Consider the following 22680-nt stretch of genomic DNA (forward strand, 5'->3'; position numbering starts at 1 on the left):
ATCCCGCAACCGAGGGTTCTGCCTCGCCCGATACCTGGTCCCGGGCCTCATCGACACGCACGTCCACCTCGGCGAACGATCAAGGCTGATCGATGCCGTCCGTGCGGGCCTGACGACCGTCGTCGACCTCGGGACGCACCCAGATTCGCTTGTCGACGGGTTGCGCTCCGACGCCGAATTGCCCGCGATCCTCAGTGCCGGCTCAGCCGCCTCGGCGCCGGGCAGCACCCAGATCGAGATGATGGGATTCCCCGCCGAGTCCGCGGTCACGGGTCCGGCCGATGCCGAGAGATTCCTCGATTGGCGGGTGGACAACGATGCCGACCTCATCAAGATCATCGTCGAGGATCCTGCTGCCACCGAGGTTCCGGCGCTGAGCATCGAGTCGCTGGCTGCTCTGGTCGAGGGGGCACATGCGCGTGGGCTGCTGACCGTGGCACACGTCGTCACCGCCGCAGCCTTCGACCGCGGTCTCGACGCCGGCGTCGACGTCCTCACCCATGCCCCACTCGACCGAGCGCTGGCACCGCACACCCTTGAGCGGATGCGGGACCAGGGCACTGCTGTCTCCCCCACGCTCGTAATGATGCGGGCGATGGCCGACGCCCGCCTCGGCGATCATGCTGATGCCGCCTTTGCGGTCGCGCTCGACAATGTTCGCGCCATGCTCGGTGCGGGGATCACGCTCATCGCCGGGACCGATGCGAACGAGACTCCGTTCGCTCCGGTCCACCACGGACCCTCGCTGCACGAGGAACTCGACTACCTCATCACCGTCGGCATGACGAGCGCAGAGGCGATTCGTGCGGTCACGTCCTCCGCCGCCGAGGTGTGGGTGGCGGGAGTCTCGCGACACCGGTCCTAGGTGTGGCCGTTCCAATCCAGCTCTTATCTGAACGCCTGCTCACCGGTGATGTGACGGCCGAGGATGAGAGTGTGCACCTCATCGGTGCCCTCGTAGGTGCGCACGGATTCGAGATTGTTCGCATGCCGCAGCGGTGAGTAGTCAAGGGTGATTCCGTTGCCGCCGAGCATTGTGCGCGCCTCGCGGCAGATCGCGATGGCCTCGCGGCAGTTGTTGAGCTTGCCCACCGAGATCTGCACCGGGTCGAGGTTCCCTGCATCCTTGAGACGCCCTGTCTGCACGGCCACGAGAATCCCCTTCTGGATCTCGAGGACCATATTCACGAGCTTCTCCTGCGAGATCTGGTATCCCGCCAGCGGCTTGTCGAACTGGAGGCGCTCCTGCGCATACTTCAGCGCCACCTCGTAGGAGTCACGGGCAGCGCCCATCGCACCCCACATGATTCCGTAGCGGGCCTCGTTGAGGCAGGAGAAGGGACCCTTGAGCCCACTGACCTCGGGCAGGATGGCATCGGCTGGGAGGACGACCTCGTCCAGGGTGATGTCGCATTGGATGGAGGCGCGCATCGACAGCTTCTGCTCAATCGGGGTCGCCGTGAAGCCTTCGGTCTCGGTGGGGACGAGGAAGCCGCGGATCCCGTCGTCGGTCGCGGCCCAGATGACGGCGACGTCAGCAATCGAGGCCAGTCCGATCCAGCGCTTGGCGCCGTTGAGAATCCAGGAGCCGTCGTCACTGCGGGTCGCGGTGGTGGCCATGGATGCGGGATCGGAGCCGGCGGTGGGCTCGGTCAGGCCGAAGCAGCCGATGAGTTCACCCTTGGCCATCCCCGGCAGGTACTGGTTTTTCTGGTCTTCGGACCCGAATTTGTGGATCGCGGACATCGCGAGTGATCCCTGAACGGAGACGAAGGTGCGCAGTCCCGAATCGCCGGCTTCGAGTTCGAGGGCGGCGATGCCGTATTCGACGGCGGAGCGGCCGGGGCAGCCGTAACCGTGCAGGTGCATGCCCAACAGACCGAGGTCGCCCATCTCGCGCACGATCTCGACCGGGAAGACCGCGTTCTCGTACCAATCGGCGATGTTCGGGCGGATCCGTGCATCGACGAAAGCACGGACCTTGTCGCGGAGTTCGATCTCGGTTTCGCTGAAGAGGCCATCGAGGTTGAGGAGGTCGGAGGGATTCGTCATGGTCATGTCATGCTCCAGCGGTTGTCGGGTCAGAGGTGATCGGGCGCTGCGGATGTCGTCCGTGGCTGCCGCGATTCCAACACTGCCATCTGGATTACCCAGAGTCCAAGAGATAATATCGAACATATTGATGCGTTTTTATTATCAGTGGAAAGTGATCGAGATGGATCTGCGCCATTTCTCAGCCTTCATCGCCGTGGCACAAGAGCTCCACTTCGGGCGTGCTGCTGAGAAGCTCCACATCGCCCAGCCGGCCCTCAGCCAGATGATCCGCTCACTCGAGGCAGAGCTTGATGCGCGCCTATTCGAGCGGACCACCCGGCGAGTCAGGCTCACCCCCTCGGGCGAAGCCCTGCTCGAACCGGCTCACACGATCCGGGATCAGGTCGAGGGAGCCCGTCGAATCGCCCGTTCGGCGCAGGAAGGAATCGTTGGGCGAGTGCGCATCGGCTTCGGCGGCACGAGCGGCTATTCGATCCTGTCACTGCTCGCACGAGAAGTGGCCGAGCGACAACCAGGAATCGAACTTGAGCTGCATCCTCAGATGTACTGCGGAGAAGCCGCTCTCGCGCTGCGCGACGGGGTCGCGGACCTGGCCGTGGTCTCACCCCCGGCGCCGGCAGGCATCGCCGTCCACGTCATCCGGCAGGAGAGGGTCATGGTCGCGGTTCCCACCGGCCACGAACTCGCCGGTCGGGACTCTGTGTCCATGGCGGACCTGGAAGAGCAGCCGTTCATCACCTATGCGCCCTCACATGGTTCGCAGGTGCGAGAGGCGATGATGCGGCTGGCCGACCAGGCCGGCTTCCTCCCGCGCATCGCGCAGGAGGCACCGGACCCGTACAGTCTGCTCGCACTCGTCGGCGCTCAGGTCGGGATCTCGATCGTCGTCGAGTCCTCGAACCATATCCGCATCGACGGAGTCACCTATGTTCGGCTCGCCGAGGGTGGAGACGCGTTCACCCTGGCACTCGGCTGGCGCCGCAACAATCCTTCGAAGGCCCTGACCCGAGTCGTCGAGATCATGCAGGAGATCCTGCCTGAGGCGGTACCTGCCGCAGTGTGAACCACTGCTGCGCTGCAGGTCTGTTGCTCTAGGTGAGGATGCTGAAGGGTACGGGTTCCTTCCCCACATCCCTCACAGCCTGTTCGAAGTAGTCCGGAACGAGCCAGACCTCAGCTGGGCCCACGACCCTCATACCCAGCAGAGCTGTCAGGTGCGCTTCATTCATGGTCAGGTCAGCGGCCGCCTCGGCGAGGGACAGGCCCGGCCGGTCGAAGTTGGACTGAAGTTCCGCGGCGGTAGGTCGCATTTCAATCCGATTCAGGGACATACGCGACTTCTTTCGTCAGCACCGACTGCAGGTCAACCAAGCACGGGCAACTGGAGATAGGAAGCATGCTTTCCACCCGTGTGAACGACGTGCAGCCCGCTGTTCGCTCCGACGTACTCGTGGATTCCGGGCATCATCGTGCCCAGGAGATTACCGGAGTTGACGATGAATCGCAGAGATTCGCCAGGGTGGAAAGTCAGACCGATGGGCAGCAGGTCCATCTCGATATCGACGACCTGACCCGCTGCCAGCTTCTCGACTCGGTCGAAGCTGTGAGCGGGAACGTCATCGGTCGAGAGTGACTCGTCGAGGTGGCGCATTGAGACGCGGAGACGACCGTCGGAGCCCTTGTAGCGCAGGATCGAGGCACCGTGGTCGGTGACATCGTGGATCTGCGCATTATGGTTCGGCACGGTGAAGGCCTGCAACGGTGTTCCATTCACATCAAGCTTCTGCACGAGGACGAACAGGTCCATGTCGTCGGCACCGCGTGCTTCGACCCACAGGTGGGCCTTCGGATAGCCGACGAGGACGGTTTCGTCCTCGAATGTGGTGATGAACGAGACCGCGGCCGGGTTCGCATCGACGTCGTAGCCCGCCTCCGCCGAGGCGGTCGGTGCGGTTGTCGTCAGAGTCCGTGAGTTCGCTTCGAGGTAGAACTTCGTCGCGACAGCCTCCGCCGGAGGGAACTGCGCGGCAGGGATCGCGGTCTTGTCGCCGCCTTCGAGATCGAGCGTCGAGTACCGCACGCGCGGCGTCTTGTCCCAGCCGTTGTCGTCACCCTTGAGGAAGCGGTCGAAGAAGCCTCGCAAGTCCTCGACGTTCGACTCCTCGTAGTAGTCGGGCCATTCCTGGCTGTTGTGGATGCGCAGCCACTTCTGCTCCGAAGCCATCCGCCGCCACGCACGGAAAGTGCCCGCTGTGTGGAGAGTGTTGGAGTAGCTGGCCACGACGTAGGCAGGAACGGCGATTGAGCCGAAGTCCGGGATCTTGTTCTCCCACAATTGCGTCATCAGCGGGTGTTCTTCGGCTTCGGTGAGAACGTCTTCCTTGTTGTTCTTGCCGAAGAAGCTGCCCTCTTGCAGCTGGCGGGTGAATCCGGTGTCGGGCATGCCGCCGCGCAGCACGAGGTCACGGTAGACGTCGCTGACACCTTCCCAGGGGTTGATGGCTGCCAGGTGGGGTGGCTGCTCGGCCGCGGTGAACCACTGCGAGACAGCAAGGTACGAAGTTCCGCTCATGCCGACCTTCCCCGAGCACCAGTCCTGGACGGCCAGCCATTCGATGACGTCGAAGCAGTCGCGACCTTCCTGCCGGTCCCAGAGAACGCTGTCACCGTCGGAGTCAACGACACCGCGGATATCGGGATTGGCGATCGCATACCCACGTGCACACCAGTAGGCCGGGTCCGGCCCCTCGAACTTCTCGAGCCCGGAGACGACTCCGTTATCGAGTCCGACCATACCGAAGACGCCCATCACACTCGCCGAGGTGCCCTGGGCTTTGCCGTAGGGACTCCATGCCACGATGACCGGTACTTTCTCCGTACCTGTGGGGCGGAAGACGTCGACATGGACGGTGGTGCCGTCGCGCAGCTGGACGGGCGTGTCCTTCTCGAAGATGATGTCGACCGGCAGTTCTCGGAACTGCGGTGCAATTCGGAACCCGGCTTCGAGAACTCGCGTGCCGGGATCGAATGCGGTGAGTACACCGGTTCTGGCCTCTGGCAGCGGGTTGGATGGAATGTATGTCTTCTGATCATCGCTCATGGTGAACTCCTTCTCTCCACGAACCCACAACAGGTTTCGCGTCTAGCTGAGAGCCTACGTCCGATCAGCCCTAAACTCAACACGCGTTGAGTTCAGTTTTCCTGGGAGATATATTGGTTCTATGACCAAGGAAAGCGAATCCTCATCCACGTCCAAGCGCGGCAGGCGTCCTGGATCCGGAAACACCCGCCGGGTGGTCCTCGATGCCGCGCGAGCCAGATTCGCCGACAACGGTTTCACCGATACGACGATCCGCCTCGTCGCCGCCGATGCAGGGGTCGATGCTTCTCAGGTGATGCAGTTCTATCGTTCGAAGGAGGAGCTCTTCGCCGCGGTGATGGCCGTCCCACAATCCGCGCTGGAGCGATTCGATACAGCCTTCGAAGGACCCGATGAGCGCCTCGGCGAACGAGTCGTTCGGGCATTCCTACGCGCCTGGGAGTCCGCACCCGAGGAATCGCAGCCGCTGATGGCGATGCTGCGCGGTGCCATCGTCAATGAGAATGCCAGCAAGCAGCTGGCTGACTTCATCCAGTCCCGGTTGCTGGAGGGCACCGCGGATCGCGCCGACGACGGTGCCGCACTGCGGGCAGCGCTGGCGTCGTCGATGCTCGTCGGTATCATCACCGGCAGGTCCGTCATCGGTGTACCCACTCTCGCCGAAGCCGACGTTGACGACATCGTCGCAATCGCTGCGCCGGCGATACAGAGGATACTGGTTAGCGACTAAACCTCCCCGGCGTCACTCAACCTCCCCGCCGCCGGGCGGGATCAGTGACGTCGGGGAGGTTGAGCGTGTACCTCGCGGAGCGGAGAGGGTTAAGGGACGAGCCGGGTGAGGGGAGCCGTTATCACCAGCTGATCACATGCGGAACGCTGACGTGCTTGAGGCCCTCGAGGCCGAACTCGAGTCCGAACCCGGACTTCTTCACCCCGCCGAACGGAATGCGCGGATCCACGGCACCGTGTTTGTTGATCCACGTCGAACCCGCCTCCAGGCGAGTCGCGACCTTCTTGCACTCCTCGAGGTCGCTGCCCCACACCGAGGACCCGAGCCCGACTTCGAGTTCGTTCGCCCAGCCGATGGCCTGCTCCAGATCCGTGTATCTGATGATCGGCAGCACCGGACCGAACTGCTCCTCGGCGACCAGCGGGTTGTCGTTGTCGATGTCGGCGACCAGCGTCGTCGGGTAGAAGTAGCCGGGCTGGTCAGCAACCGGATCGCCGCCCATGAGCACACGGGCTCCCCCGTCTTTGGCCGCCTGGACGAGTTTGGCGACGATGTCGTACTGCTGCTTGTTCTGCAGCGGTCCGAGAACGTTGTTCTCGTCCAATCCCACGCCCATCGGTGACTGGGAAGCCACCTCGGCGAGGGCATCGCAGACCTGATCGTAGAGGGATTCAGGCACGTAGAGGCGCTTCATCGCCGCACAGGTCTGACCGGTGTTGATGAACGCACCCCAGAACAGGTCACCAGCGATCGCCTCCGGATCGGCATCCTCGAGCACGATGCCCGCATCGTTGCCGCCGAGCTCGAGCGTCAAGCGTGCGAGGTTGTCCGCGGCCGAGCGCATGATGGCCTGCCCGGTCTTCGTCGACCCGGTGAACATGATCTTGTCGACTTGCGTATGCTCCGTCAGCGCCGCACCGACGGATCCGTCGCCGGGAACGACGGAGAGCACATCGGCCGGCAGTGCCTGATTGACCACTGCCACGAGCGCCTGGACGGACAACGGAGTGTATTCGGAGGGCTTGAGGACGACGGTGTTGCCCATCTTCAGCGAGGGCGCGAACTGCCACACGGAAATCATCATCGGCCAGTTCCAGGGCCCCACGGCACCGACGACGCCGACAGGTCCGTAGTGGAGTTCGGCGTGGGTCTCCCCGTCATCGACGAGGACTTCGGGCTCGAGCTCGAAGGCGGCATTGGCCCGCAGCCACGCGGCACAGGCGCCGACCTCGAAGCGGGCGTTGGGGCCGTTGAGCGGCTTGCCCTGCTCCCTCGAGAGCAGTTCGGCCAGCGCCTCGGCGGAGGCTTCGACGGCGTCGGCAGCCTGGTTCAGCAGTTCGCTGCGCTCCTGCGATGTCCGTGCGGCCCAGTCCGCCTGGACCTTGCCCGCGGCAGCAACTGCGGTGTCGATATCGGCAACGCTGCCTTCACGGGTACGACCGACGACCTCGCCGGTGGCGGGGTCGAGCAGTTCGCGGCCGTTGGGGTCCTCGATGGTCGACAGCAGTCCTGCGAAAGTGGTGAGGTCGGTGTTCATGATTCTCCTATTTACGGGGTGAAACGATTGGTCTCGAAGTTGGCAGCGGTGTCAATATGTCGGGAGTAGCCGAGGTTCGCTCCGGTCGGTCCCCCGTTGATGCAGAGATTCACATCCATGTGATTCACCCAGAGATTGACTGTGTCTTCAGGTTCTCTCATGGAGTGCCCTGTGTCTTGGCCCTGAGAGCAGAGACATTGATTGTCGGCGCAGGCGTGATCTGAAAGCAGGCAAATCGCAGCCCTCGCCCCAACTCCGGCTGACAGAGGTACTACGTCGACCGCCCGCCGACATGACGGAAGGTGAAGTGAGAGAGACGAGTGGGATCGCTCAGCGCGCTCCGATAGTGGCGTCGGGAACCTGGCGCTACAGCGGTCCAGAGAGACCACGAAAGCTTCTCTTGACCCAACGACGGCGGATCTCTCTCGCCGACGACCGACTTCCTTCCCGTTGACAATGATCCTCTACGCGGTGTTTCAAGGAGATGTGGAACTGACTCGAGGCAGTCGACCGTGGACCTCACCCAGGCTCTCCTTGGGGTGCAGTCACGCCGAGGGCGAGTTCTGCGTAGCTGCGCACCGAGGCTCGACACTCTTCGCGGGAGGTCGTGTCGCCGACCAGAGGATAGAGGTCGTAGGCATCCTCGAGGGCCACCAGATTCCGAGCGATCCTACTCGGCGGAGACGCCAGGATGAACTCTTCCGTACCGGATCCGATCTCCACCAGAGTCCGATAGAGCATGATCTGGCGCTCCGTCAGAGAACGGTGCGCATACAGGAATTCGGGATGTTCGGCAAGGATCGACACGCTTTCGTAGACGTGGCGCAATTCGGTGCTGATGACGTCCGGTACGCCAGCCTCGATCATCGCCCAGAGTCGTTCGGAGGCGCTGACCGGCCGATCCAGGATCGCTTGGCGCTTCTCCCCGAACTCATGCATCACACCATTGATGGCGACGAACTGCAGATCCTTCAGCGTGCCGAAGTAGTGCAGGACGTTTGCAGGGCTCATGTCGGCTTCACCGGCAACGGTCCGGATATTGACATTTCTGCCGGGATGCAGATTTGCCACTCGCCAATATGCGCGGACGATCTTGGTCTGACGCTCGAGACGGCGTTGACTGGCGGAGCTCATAGCCGCAAGTGTATGCGAGCGTGCAGGCGTTCAGGGCTTCTCACTCGCGTCCCCCGAGCCCGGGCCGCGGCTGATTGAGGCTCTCGTAATACCGGGGACTCTTCGCTCGGATGATCAGAGCCGTGACGATGCCGCTGATGAACAGCACCGGTGTGGGCACCAGCAGAATCTTATTGATCGGACCGTTCAGCCCCGTCACCACCTCGAAGTTGGTGGCGATGAGGAGGTAGCCGATGATGAGCCCGAGTGCGCCGAGGATCGGGGCGATGGTGACCCGCAGACAACTGTGCCCGCGCCTATCACGCAGAAAGTACCACACCACCGCCACAGAGGTGACCGCTTGGGCGAACACCAGGCCTTGGACACCGGTGGCGTAGGTCCACAGTGCCAAGCCGAGGAAGGGGTCGGCACCGATGACAATGGCGATGATGACACCGACAGCAGAGAAACCGCTGAGGGTCAGGCTCGCGACGGCCGGAGCCCCGTGCTTCAGGCTGGAACGGCCGAGTCCGCGAGGCAGAAGCCCTTCCCTGCCCAGCGCGAACAGGTATCGAGTGCAGGCATTGTGGAACGACAGGACACAAGCGAAGAAGCTCGTGACGATAAGGATCTTCATCACGAAGGCGGCCCACGCACCGGCCACCTCGCCGGTACCAGTGATGACCATCGTTTCGAACGAATCGCTGCGGGCCAGTTCGACGACGCCTTCGACCCCGAACGTCACTGTGAGAACCCAGAAAGTGAACCCGTAGAAGATGCCGAGGAACGCCACGGCAACGATCGTTGCCCGTGGGACGGTCTTCTCCGAGTCCTTGGCTTCCTCGGCATAGATGGCTGTGCTCTCGAAACCGAGATACGCACCGAAGCCCATGACGAAGAGCGTTCCCGCTGCCGGCGCGAAGAAGACATTGGCAGGATCGAAGGATGCCAGACTCCAGGGTTCAGGACCGCCGTCGGCAAGGGTGCAGACGGCTAAAATCAGCAGAATCGCCACCTCGCAGGTCAGGAGCACCGCAAGGACCTTTGCCCCCACGTCGATCTTGCGGTAGCCGAGGAATGCGACGGTCGCGACTGCCAGAAGGGACCACACGCCCCACGGAAGATCGAGGCCAAAGAGCTCGACGGCGGTGAATTGGGCGAAGAAGCCGATGAAGCCGTAAAACGAGATGACCAGCGACACGTAGGCGAAGACCGTGACCGAGGAGACGCCGATCCCCCACGGCTTGCCAAGACCGCGCGACACATAGGCATAGAACGCCCCCGCGTTCTTCACGCTCTTCGACATCGCGGTGAAACCGAGTGCGAAGAAGATGAGGATCATCGCACAGAAGACGATGGCTCCGGGCGCACCGATCCCACCCATACGAAACGAAGTGATCGCCCCACTGACAATGACTGTCAGAGGCGCCGCTGCTGAGATCACAAAGAACACGATGTCCCAGGTGCCGAGTTTGCCCGCAGCCAAGGTCGTGTCCTGCGAGCGTTGGGCTTTCGTCGTCAGTGAGAACATGGAGACTCCTTTGTCTACGTTTGTCTGCGTTGTCGACTGTACGAGTCGCACGGTCGCAATCCCAAGTGACCGCTGCTGCATGACTTCATGTGAACATTGTTCAAGTACAGGCGATTAATACCCTATTTCAATAGTGTATACACGGACGTTAGGATTAAACAATGTTCAATATCGATGACGATTCCTCAGGCGAACCGGCAGCTGTTCGCGCCCGTGACCTTTCGGTAACCTTCGACGGGAACCCCGGGAGGTGGAATGCGATCACCGACGTGCCGGGACTCGAGGTGGGTACCACAACCCTCGTCGCCAACGACCCGGTGGTCACTCGAACCGGGGTGACCGCCATTCTTCCGCGGGGGAAGTCCAAAGCCGCTCTCCCGAGCGCTGCCGGAATCTCCGTCCTCAACGGCAATGGTGAGCTGAGCGGACGCTCATGGATCGAGGAATCGGGACAGCTTCAAACCCCCATCGTCATCACCAATTCCCACGCCGTCGGAGCGGCGCACTCAGGAGTCGATCGATGGATGGCCGCAAATTTTCCGGCATCGGCGGCAGCCTGGATGCTGCCTGTTGTCGGTGAGACCTGGGATGGCTACCTCAACTCGATCAATGCCGAGACCGTCCGCCCCGAGCACGCAGTCGCTGCTTTGGACGCTGCCTCGTCCGGGCCCGTGGCTGAAGGCAATGTAGGTGGTGGCACCGGGATGAACTGCTATGGGTTCAAGGGCGGCTCCGGATCCTCATCAAGGATCGTCGATTACGGTACGACTGCATACACCGTGGGAGCCTTCGTGCAGGCGAATTTCGGAGCGAGGAAAGAACTTACACTCTCCGGTCACCGTCTGGGGCGCGATTCGCTGGCACCCAACCCGATGGAGACGACCAATTGGTTCGAGGCAGAGCTGACAGGAGCGCGAGCCGTCCCGGGCGCCGGCAGCGTTATCGTCATCATCGCCACCGACGCTCCACTCCTTCCCGCCCAGTGTGAAGCGCTGGCTCGTCGAGTCCCCCTGGGGCTGGCACGAACCGGTACGACCGGCAGCCACTTCTCTGGAGACATCTTCCTGTGCTTCTCAACTGCCAACGAAGGCGGTCTTCACTCGACCATGTCCGGGCAGGGGCCTGTCATTGAATCTCACGATTACCTCGCTTGGGGACAGATCGATCCGTTGTACGAGGCTGTTGTGCAGGCCACGGAGGAATCCGTCGTCAACGCTCTGGTTGCTGCCAAGGACATGCAGGGCCGCGAGGGACATATGAGCTTCGCTCTCCCACACGACGAAATCACGACGGCCTTCCAGTAAACGAGACGAGCCTACCCCGGACCAGTGCTGGTCCGGGGCAGGCTCTGATCCTGGCAGGCGCGGTGCGTTTCAGCTGAGCTCTTTCAGCACCCTGCGGGCGGTGGTGATTCCGGTTTCGATGGCACCGTCGATACAGACGCCGTTCCAGCCTTTGGCATAGTCGGCACCGGCGAAGTGCATCCGCGTCGTGGTGTCGTGGAAATTCGACCAGCCGTCGACGAACTGCCCCGACTTCACGGTCGCCCAGGTCTGTCCGCTCCACCGGTCGTTCGTCCAGTCGTGGCCATCGCAGTCGAGGACGGTGATGTCGTCTCGCCACCGATTCATGATCTCCTGCACCTGCTCCGTGTTCCGAAGATCGAGCTGCGAAGCATCTGTACCGAATCCAACCATGATGGTGGTGTTGTCATCGAGGAAGTATTCGCTCTTGATCATCGACAGCGGGCTACCCGTCGGTGCCGATGCCAGGAACGAATGGTGGCCGTCGATCTTGATCCAGATCTTACAGCCCTTGCTGTTCGTCTTCTCGTCTGCGATGCGCCGCATGGGTGCGGGCAACTCCGGCAGGAAGTCGATCGTGTTGATCGCACCGACCGGGGTCGTGACGATGACGGCATCGCCGTCGACGGTGGTCCCATCGGCCAGCGTGATCCGCGCCCCACCCTCGTGCTCGACTGTCGTCACCGGCGTCGAGAGGTGAATGGGACACCTGAGGTCCGCGGCGATCGACTCATAGAGTCCGCGCATTCCATCCGTGAGCTTGAACTCCAGTGTCTGCTCATCGAGCAGAGACAGGCGATGATCGGACAGCGATGCCCAATGCTTGGCCATCAGGGGTGAGGCGGTCTCCAGGTTGCCCTGGTAGGCGGCGGACCAGTAGGCATCGCAGAGATCGATCTCCTCCTGACTGAAGTCACCGTTTTGCAGAACATCGAGCACCCCACCCTTGTCGGCGGCTTTGAACCGGTCGACGACCTCGGCGGGGCCCTGGTACCGGTCGCTGAGGACGTACAGCGGGTCGTGCGGGTAGGGGAAGAAGTCCTTCGATCCTTCGAAGATCTTCTCTTGGGGACGTTCGAGGAGTTCGTTCATCCGCTCCTTGGCACCGGCGACCGGCGCACCATCGGTGATCCAATAGGCACCGTCATACTCGGGGCTGGGGTAGATCTCCTGCCCATAGCGGGCGATCTCCGCCCAGACGAAGGGCTGCATCCAATGCACCCAGGTCGCTCCGAGCTCGAGCGGACGGCCCATGCGCTCCTCGGTCCAGGCGCGGCCGCCGATCCGATCGCGAGCCTCGAAGATCTCGACGTCGACACCAGCGGTCTGCAGCTCGCGGGCGGCGATGAGTCCGGAGAACCCGGCACCGATGATCAGAATCTTCTTTGACATACCCGAGGAACTCCTTGTGTGCGTATGGTCGCTGTCCTTTTCATCTTCCCCCATCATAGGAGTGCTCGACTTGCGCACGCGTGCACGATCATTGGCCGAGAACGCGCAGAAACCAGCGACAGAACGAAACGACGTTCAGGCGACTTTCGCCAGACCGGAGACCAGCGCCGCGAATGCAGCGATTTCCTGCCCCGGGTCGGCAGCACCGCCGGCCACCTCGGTCGCGGCTTCACGGATGGCCCCGACGAGCAGAATGGCAAGGGCGTCCGGGGCGATCTGGAGCCGCAGTCGTCCTTGCTCCTGTGCGCGATCGAGGGTGTCGGCGATCATCATCAGGCTCGTCCCGGAGCCGATCCCCCGGGCCTCGCCGGTCGCGATGAAGGCCGGACCCGAGACATTGTAGAAGTGACCGCTGCGAGAGTTCGCCGCGAAGTCGAACATGGCTCTGGCGTGTGCGATGAGTTCATCGCACCAGGTGTCGGCCGCCTCGATATGGGCGGTGGTCGTCTCGACGATCAGACAGCCGATCTGAGCGTATGCGGCGCTGACCAGCTCCGTCAGCCCTCCCGGGAAGTGCGCGTAGACGGTGCCTCGAGAGACTCCCGCAGCCCGGGAGATCCTCTCGATCGTCAGTTTCTCAAAACCGAGGGAATCGATCACGTCGAGCACTCCGGCCACCAGTTCCGCCTGCGTCTGCTCCTTGCGCCGCTCACGCAGGCTGCGTGCCGGCTGCGGAGTCTCGGTCTGGCTGCTCACCCGTCGATCATCTCATAGCCGAGGGCCGCACAGGCAAAATATTTGAATAGTGGATACACTTTCTGTACTGAGAGTATAGTTTTGTTCAAGCAGGCTCCGCACAGAAGGGACAACGATGTCGAACAACGACGAGCTGGCCACAGAAACGTCAGCGGCTGAAGACCTGGCTCGTGAGGCACTGCCGGCCTTCGAGCTTCCGGCAGACACCTCATTGACGCTGCTCAAGCATCGCGAGAACAGTGTGTTCGCGCTCAATCACCTCGGCGACCACTACGTACTCCGGGTCCACCGGCAGGGCTACCACACCGATGAAGAACTCGACCGGGAACTCGAATTCGTCCGCAGCCTCGAACGGCTCGGCGTTCCCGTACCGCGGTTCATTCCGGTCACCAAGACCCAGAATTTCGTGCACGTCGGCCACGCCCACCCCGCCGGGGTGCATCAGGTCGACCTCCAGGCCTACATCGCCAACGACGGGAACTTCGGTGACGAGCATTCGGCTTTCCACGGCACCGCGAATCACACTCCGGACGATTTCCACCACCTCGGCGAACTCATCGCCCAGGTCCACCAGGCCACCATCGATTCAGGATTCGCCGTCAACGATTCGCATCCCCGCTGGAATGGCGAGGGGCTCGTCGGTGAGGACGCGCTGTGGGGAGCACCCCTGCGGGTGGCTGAACTGCACTCCGCTGACAACGCCGACGCTCTGAGTACACTCGCGTCCGCGATCGAGGTCATCCGGACCAGTCTCGACGAGTACGGTCACAGCCCCCACCGCTATGGGCCCATTCATGCCGACCTGACTCCGGAGAACGTCTTGCGCACCGAGGCCGGGCTCGTGCTCATCGATTTCGATGACTTCGCCTCGGGTTGGCATCTGTTCGACCTCGCCACCGCCCTGTACTTCTTCCTCCGGCACCCGCGCGGGAAGGAATACCAGGAGGCACTGCTGACCGGTTACCAGCAACACCGCCGCCTCGAACCGGCCGACTTCGCTGTCTTCCCCGCCCTCCTCGTCGCCCGGGGGCTGACCTACCTCGGCTGGGCAGCCGACCGTCGAGGCGAACCCGCCGCCGAGTTCCATGTCCACGAGGTCCTACCCCACCTCGTCGAGCTCGCATCCTCACTCATCACCGCGCAGAAGAACGCAGGAGCCACCACATGAACGACCTCATCACCCGCCGCAACAACACCATCGGCCCCTATTCGCCGCTGTTCTACGACGAACCGCTCGAACTCGTCTCCGCCCAGGGTGTGTGGTTCACCGACATCCATGGTCACAAGTACCTCGACGGCTACAACAACGTCCCCCATGTCGGTCACTGCAATGAACGAGTCGTCACTGCCCTGTGTGAACAGGCCCGCACCCTCAACGTGCACACTCGCTACCTCAACTCCCGAATCATCGACTACTCCGAGACTCTTCTGGCCACCTTCGATGACGGGCTCGATCGTGTGTTCTTCGGCAACTCCGGTTCCGAGGCCAATGAACTGGCCCTGCGCATCAGCCGTCAGCTCACTGAGGCGACCGGGCTAATCGTCTCCGACTTCAGCTACCACGGCACCACGATCTCCTTGGCCCAGATGACCACGGGCCTCAAGACCCGCGAAGGCCTCGCCCCACACGTGCGCACACTGCGCATTCCCGATCTCGACACCGATACGCGCCCGGAAGCGGAGGTCCTCGCCGCCACCTTGGCCGAACTCGACACCGCGATCGCCTCGCTGCAGGAAGCCGGATTCGGAGTATCGGCATGCCTCTTCGACTGGCTGTTCTCCACCGAAGGCATGCCCCGACTGCCCGAAGGCCTCGTCACAGGCATCGCCGAACGGATCCGGACCGCCGGCGGTCTCGTCATCGCCGACGAAGTCCAATCCGGATTCGGGCGCACCGGCACACATATGTGGGGCTACCAGCGTGTCGGTCTGTCCCCCGACCTCGCCACCTTGGGCAAGCCGATGGGCAACGGCCACCCCATGTCCGCCGTGATCACCTCGGCGAGGGTGATGGACGAATTCGGTCCGTACAACGAGTACTTCAACACCTTCGCCGGCAATCCGGTCTCCGCGGCCGTCGGCCAGGCGGTGCTCGACGAGATGGCGGAGAAGGACCTCATGGGTCAGGCACACCGTCTGGGCGAGAAGGCTCTGACTTGCTTCGACGACTTCGTGGCCGATCACGACTTCCTGCGCACGGCCAAGGGCGCCGGCATGTTCCTCGGCCTCGACTTCGCCGTTGACGGCAAGCCTGCTCCGGAACTGACCAGACAAGTCGTCGAGGCGATGAAATCCAAACATGTCATCATCTCGCGCATCGGACGCCATGACAGTGTCCTCAAGGTCCGGCCCCCATTGGCGTTCGGACCCGATGAGCTGCCGCTGCTGCTGGGCGCCCTCGAAGAATCACTGAGAGAAGTCGCGGTCTGAGCCGACGCGCAGCACTGTGTCCCGTCCAGCCTGTGGTCAGGGACAGACAATCAGAGGCACGTTGGCGCATACTGGGACTGCCGAGAGAGATCGATGAAGATGCGCAAGGAGGCATGATGTCGACAACGACCACCCCGGCTCGTCCGCCTTCGGCCGGGCCCCGGGACACGAGTGCACGGGCCGGGTCAATCCCCGAGTTCCGCGATATCGTCTCCCGTTCCTTCGTTCCCCTCACGGTCACCGGAGCCTCGGACAGACCGTTCGCAGCTCAGGTCAGCACCTCAAGCGCAGACAAGGCGGTCTTCACCAAGCTGACGACCCAGCCGCACCTGGTCGAGCGGACGCCGACGACCATCGCGGCGGGAGGCAGCGGCTATTTCAAACTCAATATGCTGCTCTCCGGCAGCGGGGTCATCGTCCAGGACGGCAAGGAGGTGCTCATCCGCCCCGGTGACCTGGCGCTCTACGACACGTCCCGACCCTACTCGCTGATGTTCGACGACGTCGTGTCCAATCTGGTCATGATGTTCCCCAAGGACCGTCTGAATCTGCAGGCATCGATCGTCGAACAGCTCACGGCGGTGTCACTGGGCGGCGACAGTGCCCTGGGATCGATGGTCACGAGCATGCTCGCGCAGGTGCCGGCGACGATCACCTCTCTGCCTCTGCATACCCGGGGACAGGTCGCCCAGAGCGGACTCGATCTGCTCGAGGCTCTGCTGTCGACCGTCCTGGGCGTCGATTCCGGAGTGCAGGACCCGAGGCAGATGCAGCTGGAGAAGATCTATCGCCACATCGATGCCAACCTGGCAGATGACCTGACACCCGGGTCGATAGCCGCGGCCCATTTCATATCGACCAGGCATGTGCACGACCTGTTCGCAGACACCGACACCACGGTCTCCGCGCTGATCAGGGACAAGCGTCTGGAACGGAGCCGTTCGGACCTGCTCGATCCGGCGCTGGCGGGGCGCACTATCGCCTCTATCGCCGCCGACTGCGGCTTCTGCGATCCCGCTCATTTCAGCCGGGTCTTCAGAGCCAGGTTCGCAATCTCCGCCAGTCAGCTGCGTCAAACGATGGCCGGCTGAGCAGTCACATTCCCGCGTGTTCGAAGCCCAGTGTGGGCAGGTCGACGATATGGGCGCCACCATCGGCGACGATTGTGGCGCCGGTGATGTACGAGGACTCCTGGGAGCCGAGGAAGCGAATCACCGAGGCAATCTCCGTCGGTTCGGCCGCCCGTTGCAGGGGCACGTCCTTCGTGATCTCGGCGTATGCCGCTTCGCGATCATCGATATGGGCGGCGTGGGAGGCGAATTCGTCCATTTCCCCATCCGCCATGGGAGTGCGAACCCACCCGGGACACACCGCATTCACACGGACTCCGCGAGGCGAATAGTCGCGTGCCAGCGACTTCGTCAAGCCGATGAGCGCGTGCTTTCCCACGGTGTACCCGACCACGGAGGGCCCGGCGAACAGTCCCGCCAATGAGGAGACCATGACGATCTGGCCACCGCTGGCCTCCAGGTGCAGCAGTGCCGCACGCGCGATGGTGAAGGCCGTGGTGACGTTGCCGTCGAAGGACTGCACCCAGGCTTCGTCATCGGTCTCTGCAGCAGCTGCGAACCCGTGCCCACCAGCATTGGCGACGAGGACGTCGAGGTGTCCGAACCGCTGAACCACCTCGGCGATGGCCGCCTCGCTGGACAGACGATCCGAGGAATCGGCGACGATCGGATGGGCACCGGTGGCCTCCGCCACCTCCTGCAGCGGTGCGAGCCGGCGTCCGAGAATCACGACCGCATCGCCGTCTGCTGCGTACCGGGCGGCGGCGGCGGCGCCGATGCCCGTGCCGCCTCCGGTGATGACGACGACGCGCGGGCGATGGTCGGCGGTATCGGGTGCTGTCATCGGATTCCTCTCGACGATGAGTGGGCCCGCCGGTCCGGGGACCGCAGCGGGTGTGAGTGTGCGCTTTCATTGTCACCCGCATCGGCCCGATGCGCCGGGGGGCCAGATCTTCCAACACTCTCAGCGCATAACTGTGCACGCAGGGACAACACCTGTCCAGGGGAGACGAATTAGGCTGAAGGGCAAGTTCGCGGAGGCTCCATCCGGCACAGTTACCGAGCCGCGCCGAGGCGCCTTCTGCACCTCTGTCAGCACCATTCACCGTTGAAAGGTCACGAATCATGCGCGGCACCTCAGCACCGCCCACTCTGTCCGGAGACGCTCTCTCACGCAGGATCTACGTCCTCACGGCAGTGTTCTCCGCAGTTCTTTACACAGTTCTCCTCGTCGCTCCGGTCATCGCCTTCCCGCTGACGGCGAAATTCGGGCTCGACGCGAGTCAGATCGGTTTGCTGTTCTCCTGCGAGCTCGGCGCCTTCAGCCTGGCCACCCTGCCGGCTTACCTCTGGCTCAGCCGCGTGCCCTTGGTGCACTCGGTCGGCTTCTGCACCGCGATCGTCATCCTCGGCAACTTCGCGTCGGGATTTGTCTCGAGTTTCGAAGTCCTCCTCATCGTTCGAATCATCACCTCACTAGCGGCCGGTTCGATCACCGTCGTTCTCCTGGCCCTGGGCCCGAAGGCTGAGAATCCGGGGCGGGCGTTCGGACTCTTCGTCGTCTGCCAGCTGATCATGGGCGCACTCATCCTCGCTGTATTCCCCGCCATCTATGCCGATGCGGATGTCTCCGCGATGTACTGGACTCTGGCAGGTCTGGCCGTGGTGTGCCTGTTCTTCGTGCCCATGCTGCGCGGCGTCTCGTTGACCGGACCCGATGCCTCGGCACGAACTGCCGAGGAGGTCGGCACCGGGGCAGCGAAGGCTGACCAGCCCGCCCGTATGAGCATCGGGCACTCGACACTAGAACGCTCGAAGATCCCGAACTTCGTGGCCGGGCTCATCTCCATCCTGCTCTTCTACATCGCCTTATCCGGTGTATGGACCTTCATGGGACAGCTGTCGACGGCGGCCGGCAACTCAGAGAACGCCACCTCCCTCGTGCTCATGGTCGCAACCGTCGCCGGCATCGCCTCGGCGCTGTTGGCAACGGTCCTGGGCTCGAGCCCCCGTCGCAGGCTCTACCTGCTCATCGGCTTCGTCGTCCTAGCCGTTTCGCTGCTGGTTCTTCTGGGCGGGCCCGCTCTGCTCCGCTTCGCTGTGGCGGCAATCCTATTCAAGTTCGGATGGACCTTCGTCCTGCCCTACCTCATCGGATCAGTGTCCGCCCTGGGCGGCGGACCTCAGACCATGAACACCGTCAACCTGATGATCGGCGGCGGGTTCGCCCTGGGCCCGATCGTCTCCGGTGCCCTCATCGCCGGCCCCGGCGGATTCACTGCACTGCTGATCACCGCCTTCGTCGTCTTGGTCGTCGCCATGGCCGGTGCCGCACTTCTCACCCGTGTTACCGGCCCGGCCGCCGAAACTTCGTTCCGGTCGACGACTGTCACCGCCGATGCCACCACCGCAGAAAAGGACCTGTCATGACGAGCAGCAGCCCAGTCGTCTCGAGCGCACTGAAGAAGAATGCCCTTGGAACGGCCGGAATCGTGTTCCTGGTCCTGGCGGCCGTGGCGCCGCTGACCGGAATCGTCGTGGTCGCCGGCCTGGCGATGGCCCTGGGCAATGGCGGTGGAGCAGCGGCTTCATTCTTCCTTATGGCGATCATCCTGCTCATCTTCTCCGTCGGCTACGCGCAGATGAGCCGGGAGCTCGTCAATGCCGGCGGCTTCTACGCCTTCGTCGTCAAGGGCCTGGGCCGCACGGGCGGGCTCATCGCCGGACTCATTGCGACCATCGGCTACAACTTCTTCGTCGTCGGCACGATCGGCACCAGCGGCTTCTTCATGCAGACCATCATCGCCGACCTCACCGGTCTCGACGTGCACTGGTACGTCTGGGGTCTGGCCTCGATCCTCGTTTCCTTCTTTCTGGCCCGACGCGGCGTCGACTTCTCATCGAAGATCCTCGGCATCGCGCTCGTGCTCGAGGTCGCCCTCCTCGTCGTCTTCGACGTCGCAGTGCTCGTGCAGACCGGTTTCGCCCTCGAGGCGTTCAGTCCCGCGGCCGTCTTCTCCGGGTCCTTCCCCATCGGACTGCTCATCGCCGCCACCGGGTTCCTCGGGTTCGAAGCCACCGCACTCTTCGGTGAGGAAGCCAAGCAGCCACTGAAGACAATTCCCCGGGCCACCTATTCCGCGATCATCGCGATCGGGCTGGTCCTCGGCCTGACCACCTGGGCGGTCGTGTCAGCCATCGGCGTCGCCCAGACGCAGGGAGTGGCTCTCGACCATCTGGCGGCCGGAGATCTGCTCTTCAGCCTCGCTGAGCAGTACGTGGGGACGACGTTTCTGACGATCATGCTCATCCTGTTACTCATCAGCCTCTTCGCCGCCATGCTCGCCTTCCACAACTCCGCCACCCGCTACCTGTACTCGCTCGGACGGGCCCGGATCCTGCCCCATGCGCTGGCTCGCACCGGATCGAATGGCACACCGGTCGTCGCCGGTCTCGTGCAGGCAGGTTTCGCTGCCCTCGTCGCACTCGTGTTCATGCTCACCGGCGCGAGTCCGTTGGAAGCGATCGTGCCGCCGATGCTCGGCTTCGGCACCCTGTCGATCATCGTCCTGCAAGCCCTGGCCGCCCTGTCGATCCTCGTCCATTTCCGACGGACCAGGTCTCCGAAGCTCCTGTCCACACTCCTCGCGCCGCTGATCAGCTTCCTCCTTCTCGGCACAATCGTCGTCATGGCCATCGCCAATTTCGACATCGTCGCCGGATCCGATGCCATGGCCATCCGCCTGCTGCCGTGGCTGCTGGCCGTCACGGCCTTCGGTGGGCTGATCTACGGGGCGTGGCTCAAGGCCAATCGACCGAAAGTCTATGCCGGCCTGGCCGATGACCTCGAACAGGTCGTGCCCGGTCACGGGCAACTCGACCCCGGCCACGTACAGGACACGGCCCCAGCGATCACCGGTTCCTGCACTGTCTCTTCCACTGCTTCCCAAGGAGAATCACCCATGCATCAGATCTTCCACAACGGTCGCATCCACACCGTCGACTCCACCCTGCCCAGTGCCCGCGGCTTCGTCGTCGAGGACGGCAGGATCACCGCGATCGGCAACGACGCCGAGGTGCTCGCCCACACCCGTGACGACACGGCGGTCATCGACTTAGGCGATGCCTTCGTCATGCCCGGTTTCGTCGACGTGCACAACCACCACTTCGTCTCCGGCAAAGAGGAACTCTTCGAGCTGAGACTGCCGCTCGGCGCCGATGTCGCCGAAATCATCGCCACGGTCGCCGCGCATGTGACCTCCGGCGCGGTGGCCCCCGGGGCCTGGATCGCCGGCTCCCCCTGGGCCTCGGATGCCCTGGAGTCCATCAACGCGCCCGAAGCACTGGCGCAGTTGGACTCCGCCTCCGGTGGCCACCCGGTAGTGCTCACCGACGACGCCCACCACAATCGGTGGGCGAACACGGCGGCGATGACGCTGGCCGGGATCACCGACAGCGCCACCGGAGTGCTCTTCGAAGCGGCCGGGCTGCCGGTCGCGGCGCTGCAGACGGAAGCTAGTGCGCTCACCGCCGACCAAGAGCGTGCGGCCTCGCGCCGCGGCATCGACGAGCTTCATGCGTTCGGGATCACGGCGTTCCAGGACGCCGGCGTCTCGACACAGATCATGCGCGCCTTGTCCTCCCTCGACGCGGAGGGGCAGCTCGATGCCTGGGTCGTGTCCTCGATGCTCGTGAACGACGAAATCTTCGGCTTCGACGCCATCGGAAACGACCTCATCTTCGACGGCGAGCAGTATCGCAGCCGACATCATCGGCCCGACTTCGTCAAGATCTTCCTCGACGGGGTCCCACCGACACAGACCGGGGCGTTCATCGAGCCCTATCTGTCCGACGGCCTCCATGCCGACCACCACTGCGGTCAGACGCTGCTGGATCCCGCGCTGCTGCTCGATTGGCTGCGGCGGGCGGCGACAGCCGGGCTCTCGGCGAAGATCCACTGCACCGGCGATGCCTCGGTCAACGCCGTGATCAATGCCGTCGAAGTCCTGCGCGCCGAAGGCGTCACGGGCACTCGTTATCAGGTGGCGCACGGTCAGTTCGTCCTTGATAGCGATATCGCGCGGATGGCGGCCCTGGGCGTCGATGCCGACATTTCACCCTTCATTTGGACTCCCGGGCCCATCTCCGAAGCGATCAAGCAGGTGCTGCCGGCCGATCGCGCCTCCCGCATGCAGCCGGTGCGTACCCAGATCGACGCCGGTGTCACGGTGGCCGGTGGCTCCGACTGGCCGGTCTCGCCGTCCCCGAACCCGTGGGAGGGCATCGAGGGTCTGGTCACTCGCCAGGATCCCAGTGGCCGCTACCCGGGGACGCTGTGGGCCGAACAGGCGATTTCCCTCGCCGAGGCGATCGAAGTCTTCACACTCTCAGGTGCAGTGTCGATGGGCCTTGACGACGAATGCGGCTCGCTGTCCGTGGGCAAATCCGCAGACTTCATCGTTGCCGATCGCGACCCCTTCGTCACGGATCCACACGATCTCGCCGGCGTTGGCATCGAGGCGACCTGGTTTGCCGGACGAAGGGTCTTCACACGGTAGACAGCGTTCGCGGCGGCCGACCCCTGCTCGGGCAGGGGTCGGCCTTCTTTGGGCCGAAAATGCCAGGTGTGTGTCCGAAGTTGCACGTCGAGAGGCCATTGGAC

Annotated in this window: 18 protein-coding genes; 9 read left to right on the forward strand and 9 right to left on the reverse strand. The window is 63.4% G+C overall.

What is annotated here, in order from left to right; all coding sequences use genetic code 11:
* The first annotated feature begins 34 nt into the window (after positions 1–34).
* Positions 35–865, forward strand: coding sequence for an amidohydrolase family protein (locus tag BLIN9172_RS06330; protein ID WP_101554292.1), 831 nt, complete (start codon positions 35–37; stop codon positions 863–865).
* A 23-nt stretch (positions 866–888) separates the two neighbouring features.
* Here the strand turns inward: BLIN9172_RS06330 and BLIN9172_RS06335 are convergent, their stop codons facing one another.
* On the reverse strand, positions 889–2052 hold the full coding sequence (locus BLIN9172_RS06335) for an acyl-CoA dehydrogenase family protein (RefSeq protein WP_180956945.1): 1164 nt from the start codon (positions 2050–2052) through the stop codon (positions 889–891).
* 163 nt (positions 2053–2215) lie between these two features.
* On the opposite strand from BLIN9172_RS06335, the gene BLIN9172_RS06340 reads away from it, so the two are divergent.
* A complete protein-coding gene (locus tag BLIN9172_RS06340; protein ID WP_101554338.1) occupies positions 2216–3118 on the forward strand; it encodes a LysR family transcriptional regulator in 903 nt (300 codons plus the stop codon).
* A 28-nt stretch (positions 3119–3146) separates the two neighbouring features.
* Here BLIN9172_RS06340 and BLIN9172_RS18830 read toward each other — a convergent pair whose 3' ends face one another.
* Positions 3147–3386 carry a DUF2316 family protein gene (locus tag BLIN9172_RS18830; protein WP_101554294.1) on the reverse strand — a complete coding sequence of 80 codons (240 nt, stop codon included), beginning with the start codon at positions 3384–3386 and terminating at the stop codon, positions 3147–3149.
* Positions 3387–3418: 32 nt separating this feature from the next.
* On the reverse strand, positions 3419–5155 hold the full coding sequence (locus BLIN9172_RS06350; RefSeq protein WP_101554295.1) for a CocE/NonD family hydrolase: 1737 nt from the start codon (positions 5153–5155) through the stop codon (positions 3419–3421).
* A 121-nt stretch (positions 5156–5276) separates the two neighbouring features.
* Here BLIN9172_RS06350 and BLIN9172_RS06355 point away from each other — a divergent pair, with 121 nt between their 5' ends.
* The gene (locus BLIN9172_RS06355; RefSeq protein ID WP_101554296.1) at positions 5277–5885 is read left to right on the forward strand and encodes a TetR/AcrR family transcriptional regulator; all 609 of its coding nucleotides are present in this window, start codon (positions 5277–5279) and stop codon (positions 5883–5885) included.
* Positions 5886–6006: 121 nt separating this feature from the next.
* Here the strand turns inward: BLIN9172_RS06355 and BLIN9172_RS06360 are convergent, their stop codons facing one another.
* From BLIN9172_RS06360 to BLIN9172_RS06370, 3 genes are all read right to left on the reverse strand, one after another.
* The gene (locus BLIN9172_RS06360; protein WP_101554297.1) at positions 6007–7422 is read right to left on the reverse strand and encodes an aldehyde dehydrogenase family protein; all 1416 of its coding nucleotides are present in this window, start codon (positions 7420–7422) and stop codon (positions 6007–6009) included.
* A 519-nt stretch (positions 7423–7941) separates the two neighbouring features.
* Complete coding sequence (locus BLIN9172_RS06365; protein ID WP_101554298.1) at positions 7942–8556, reverse strand: TetR/AcrR family transcriptional regulator; 615 nt, start codon at positions 8554–8556, stop codon at positions 7942–7944.
* 40 nt (positions 8557–8596) lie between these two features.
* Positions 8597–10066 carry an APC family permease gene (locus tag BLIN9172_RS06370; RefSeq protein ID WP_101554299.1) on the reverse strand — a complete coding sequence of 490 codons (1470 nt, stop codon included), beginning with the start codon at positions 10064–10066 and terminating at the stop codon, positions 8597–8599.
* Between the two features lie 161 nt (positions 10067–10227).
* Between BLIN9172_RS06370 and BLIN9172_RS06375 the strand changes: the two genes are divergently transcribed.
* Entirely contained in the window at positions 10228–11370 is a 1143-nt protein-coding gene (locus BLIN9172_RS06375) for a DmpA family aminopeptidase (RefSeq protein ID WP_101554300.1), read from the forward strand.
* Between the two features lie 69 nt (positions 11371–11439).
* Here BLIN9172_RS06375 and BLIN9172_RS06380 read toward each other — a convergent pair whose 3' ends face one another.
* Both BLIN9172_RS06380 and BLIN9172_RS06385 read right to left on the reverse strand, forming a co-directional pair.
* Positions 11440–12762 (reverse strand): NAD(P)/FAD-dependent oxidoreductase, encoded by a 1323-nt coding sequence (locus tag BLIN9172_RS06380; RefSeq protein ID WP_101554301.1) that lies wholly within the window; start codon positions 12760–12762, stop codon positions 11440–11442.
* A gap of 135 nt (positions 12763–12897) precedes the next feature.
* The gene (locus BLIN9172_RS06385; protein WP_101554302.1) at positions 12898–13518 is read right to left on the reverse strand and encodes a TetR/AcrR family transcriptional regulator; all 621 of its coding nucleotides are present in this window, start codon (positions 13516–13518) and stop codon (positions 12898–12900) included.
* A gap of 115 nt (positions 13519–13633) precedes the next feature.
* Between BLIN9172_RS06385 and BLIN9172_RS06390 the strand changes: the two genes are divergently transcribed.
* From BLIN9172_RS06390 to BLIN9172_RS06400, 3 genes are all read left to right on the forward strand, one after another.
* Positions 13634–14686, forward strand: a complete 1053-nt coding sequence (locus BLIN9172_RS06390; RefSeq protein WP_101554303.1) for a phosphotransferase enzyme family protein — start codon at positions 13634–13636, stop codon at positions 14684–14686.
* Positions 14683–15948 carry an aspartate aminotransferase family protein gene (locus BLIN9172_RS06395; RefSeq protein WP_101554304.1) on the forward strand — a complete coding sequence of 422 codons (1266 nt, stop codon included), beginning with the start codon at positions 14683–14685 and terminating at the stop codon, positions 15946–15948. The genes BLIN9172_RS06390 and BLIN9172_RS06395 overlap by 4 nt, the downstream gene beginning before the upstream one ends.
* Before the next feature lie 116 nt (positions 15949–16064).
* The gene (locus BLIN9172_RS06400) at positions 16065–17039 is read left to right on the forward strand and encodes an AraC-like ligand-binding domain-containing protein (RefSeq protein WP_101554339.1); all 975 of its coding nucleotides are present in this window, start codon (positions 16065–16067) and stop codon (positions 17037–17039) included.
* A gap of 4 nt (positions 17040–17043) precedes the next feature.
* Here the strand turns inward: BLIN9172_RS06400 and BLIN9172_RS06405 are convergent, their stop codons facing one another.
* On the reverse strand, positions 17044–17862 hold the full coding sequence (locus tag BLIN9172_RS06405) for an SDR family NAD(P)-dependent oxidoreductase (RefSeq protein WP_101554305.1): 819 nt from the start codon (positions 17860–17862) through the stop codon (positions 17044–17046).
* 281 nt (positions 17863–18143) lie between these two features.
* Here BLIN9172_RS06405 and BLIN9172_RS06410 point away from each other — a divergent pair, with 281 nt between their 5' ends.
* Together BLIN9172_RS06410 and BLIN9172_RS18460 are read left to right on the forward strand one after the other, a co-directional pair.
* Positions 18144–19448: an MFS transporter gene (locus tag BLIN9172_RS06410; RefSeq protein WP_101554306.1), complete on the forward strand. Its 1305-nt coding sequence runs from the start codon at positions 18144–18146 to the stop codon at positions 19446–19448.
* Positions 19445–22576, forward strand: a complete 3132-nt coding sequence (locus BLIN9172_RS18460) for an amino acid permease (protein WP_240812141.1) — start codon at positions 19445–19447, stop codon at positions 22574–22576. Before BLIN9172_RS06410 ends, BLIN9172_RS18460 begins: the two co-directional genes overlap by 4 nt.
* Positions 22577–22680: the final 104 nt, after the last annotated feature.

Origin of the sequence: Brevibacterium linens ATCC 9172 (assembly GCF_900169165.1) — a bacterium.
GTDB classification, from domain to species: Bacteria; Actinomycetota; Actinomycetes; order Actinomycetales; family Brevibacteriaceae; genus Brevibacterium; species Brevibacterium linens.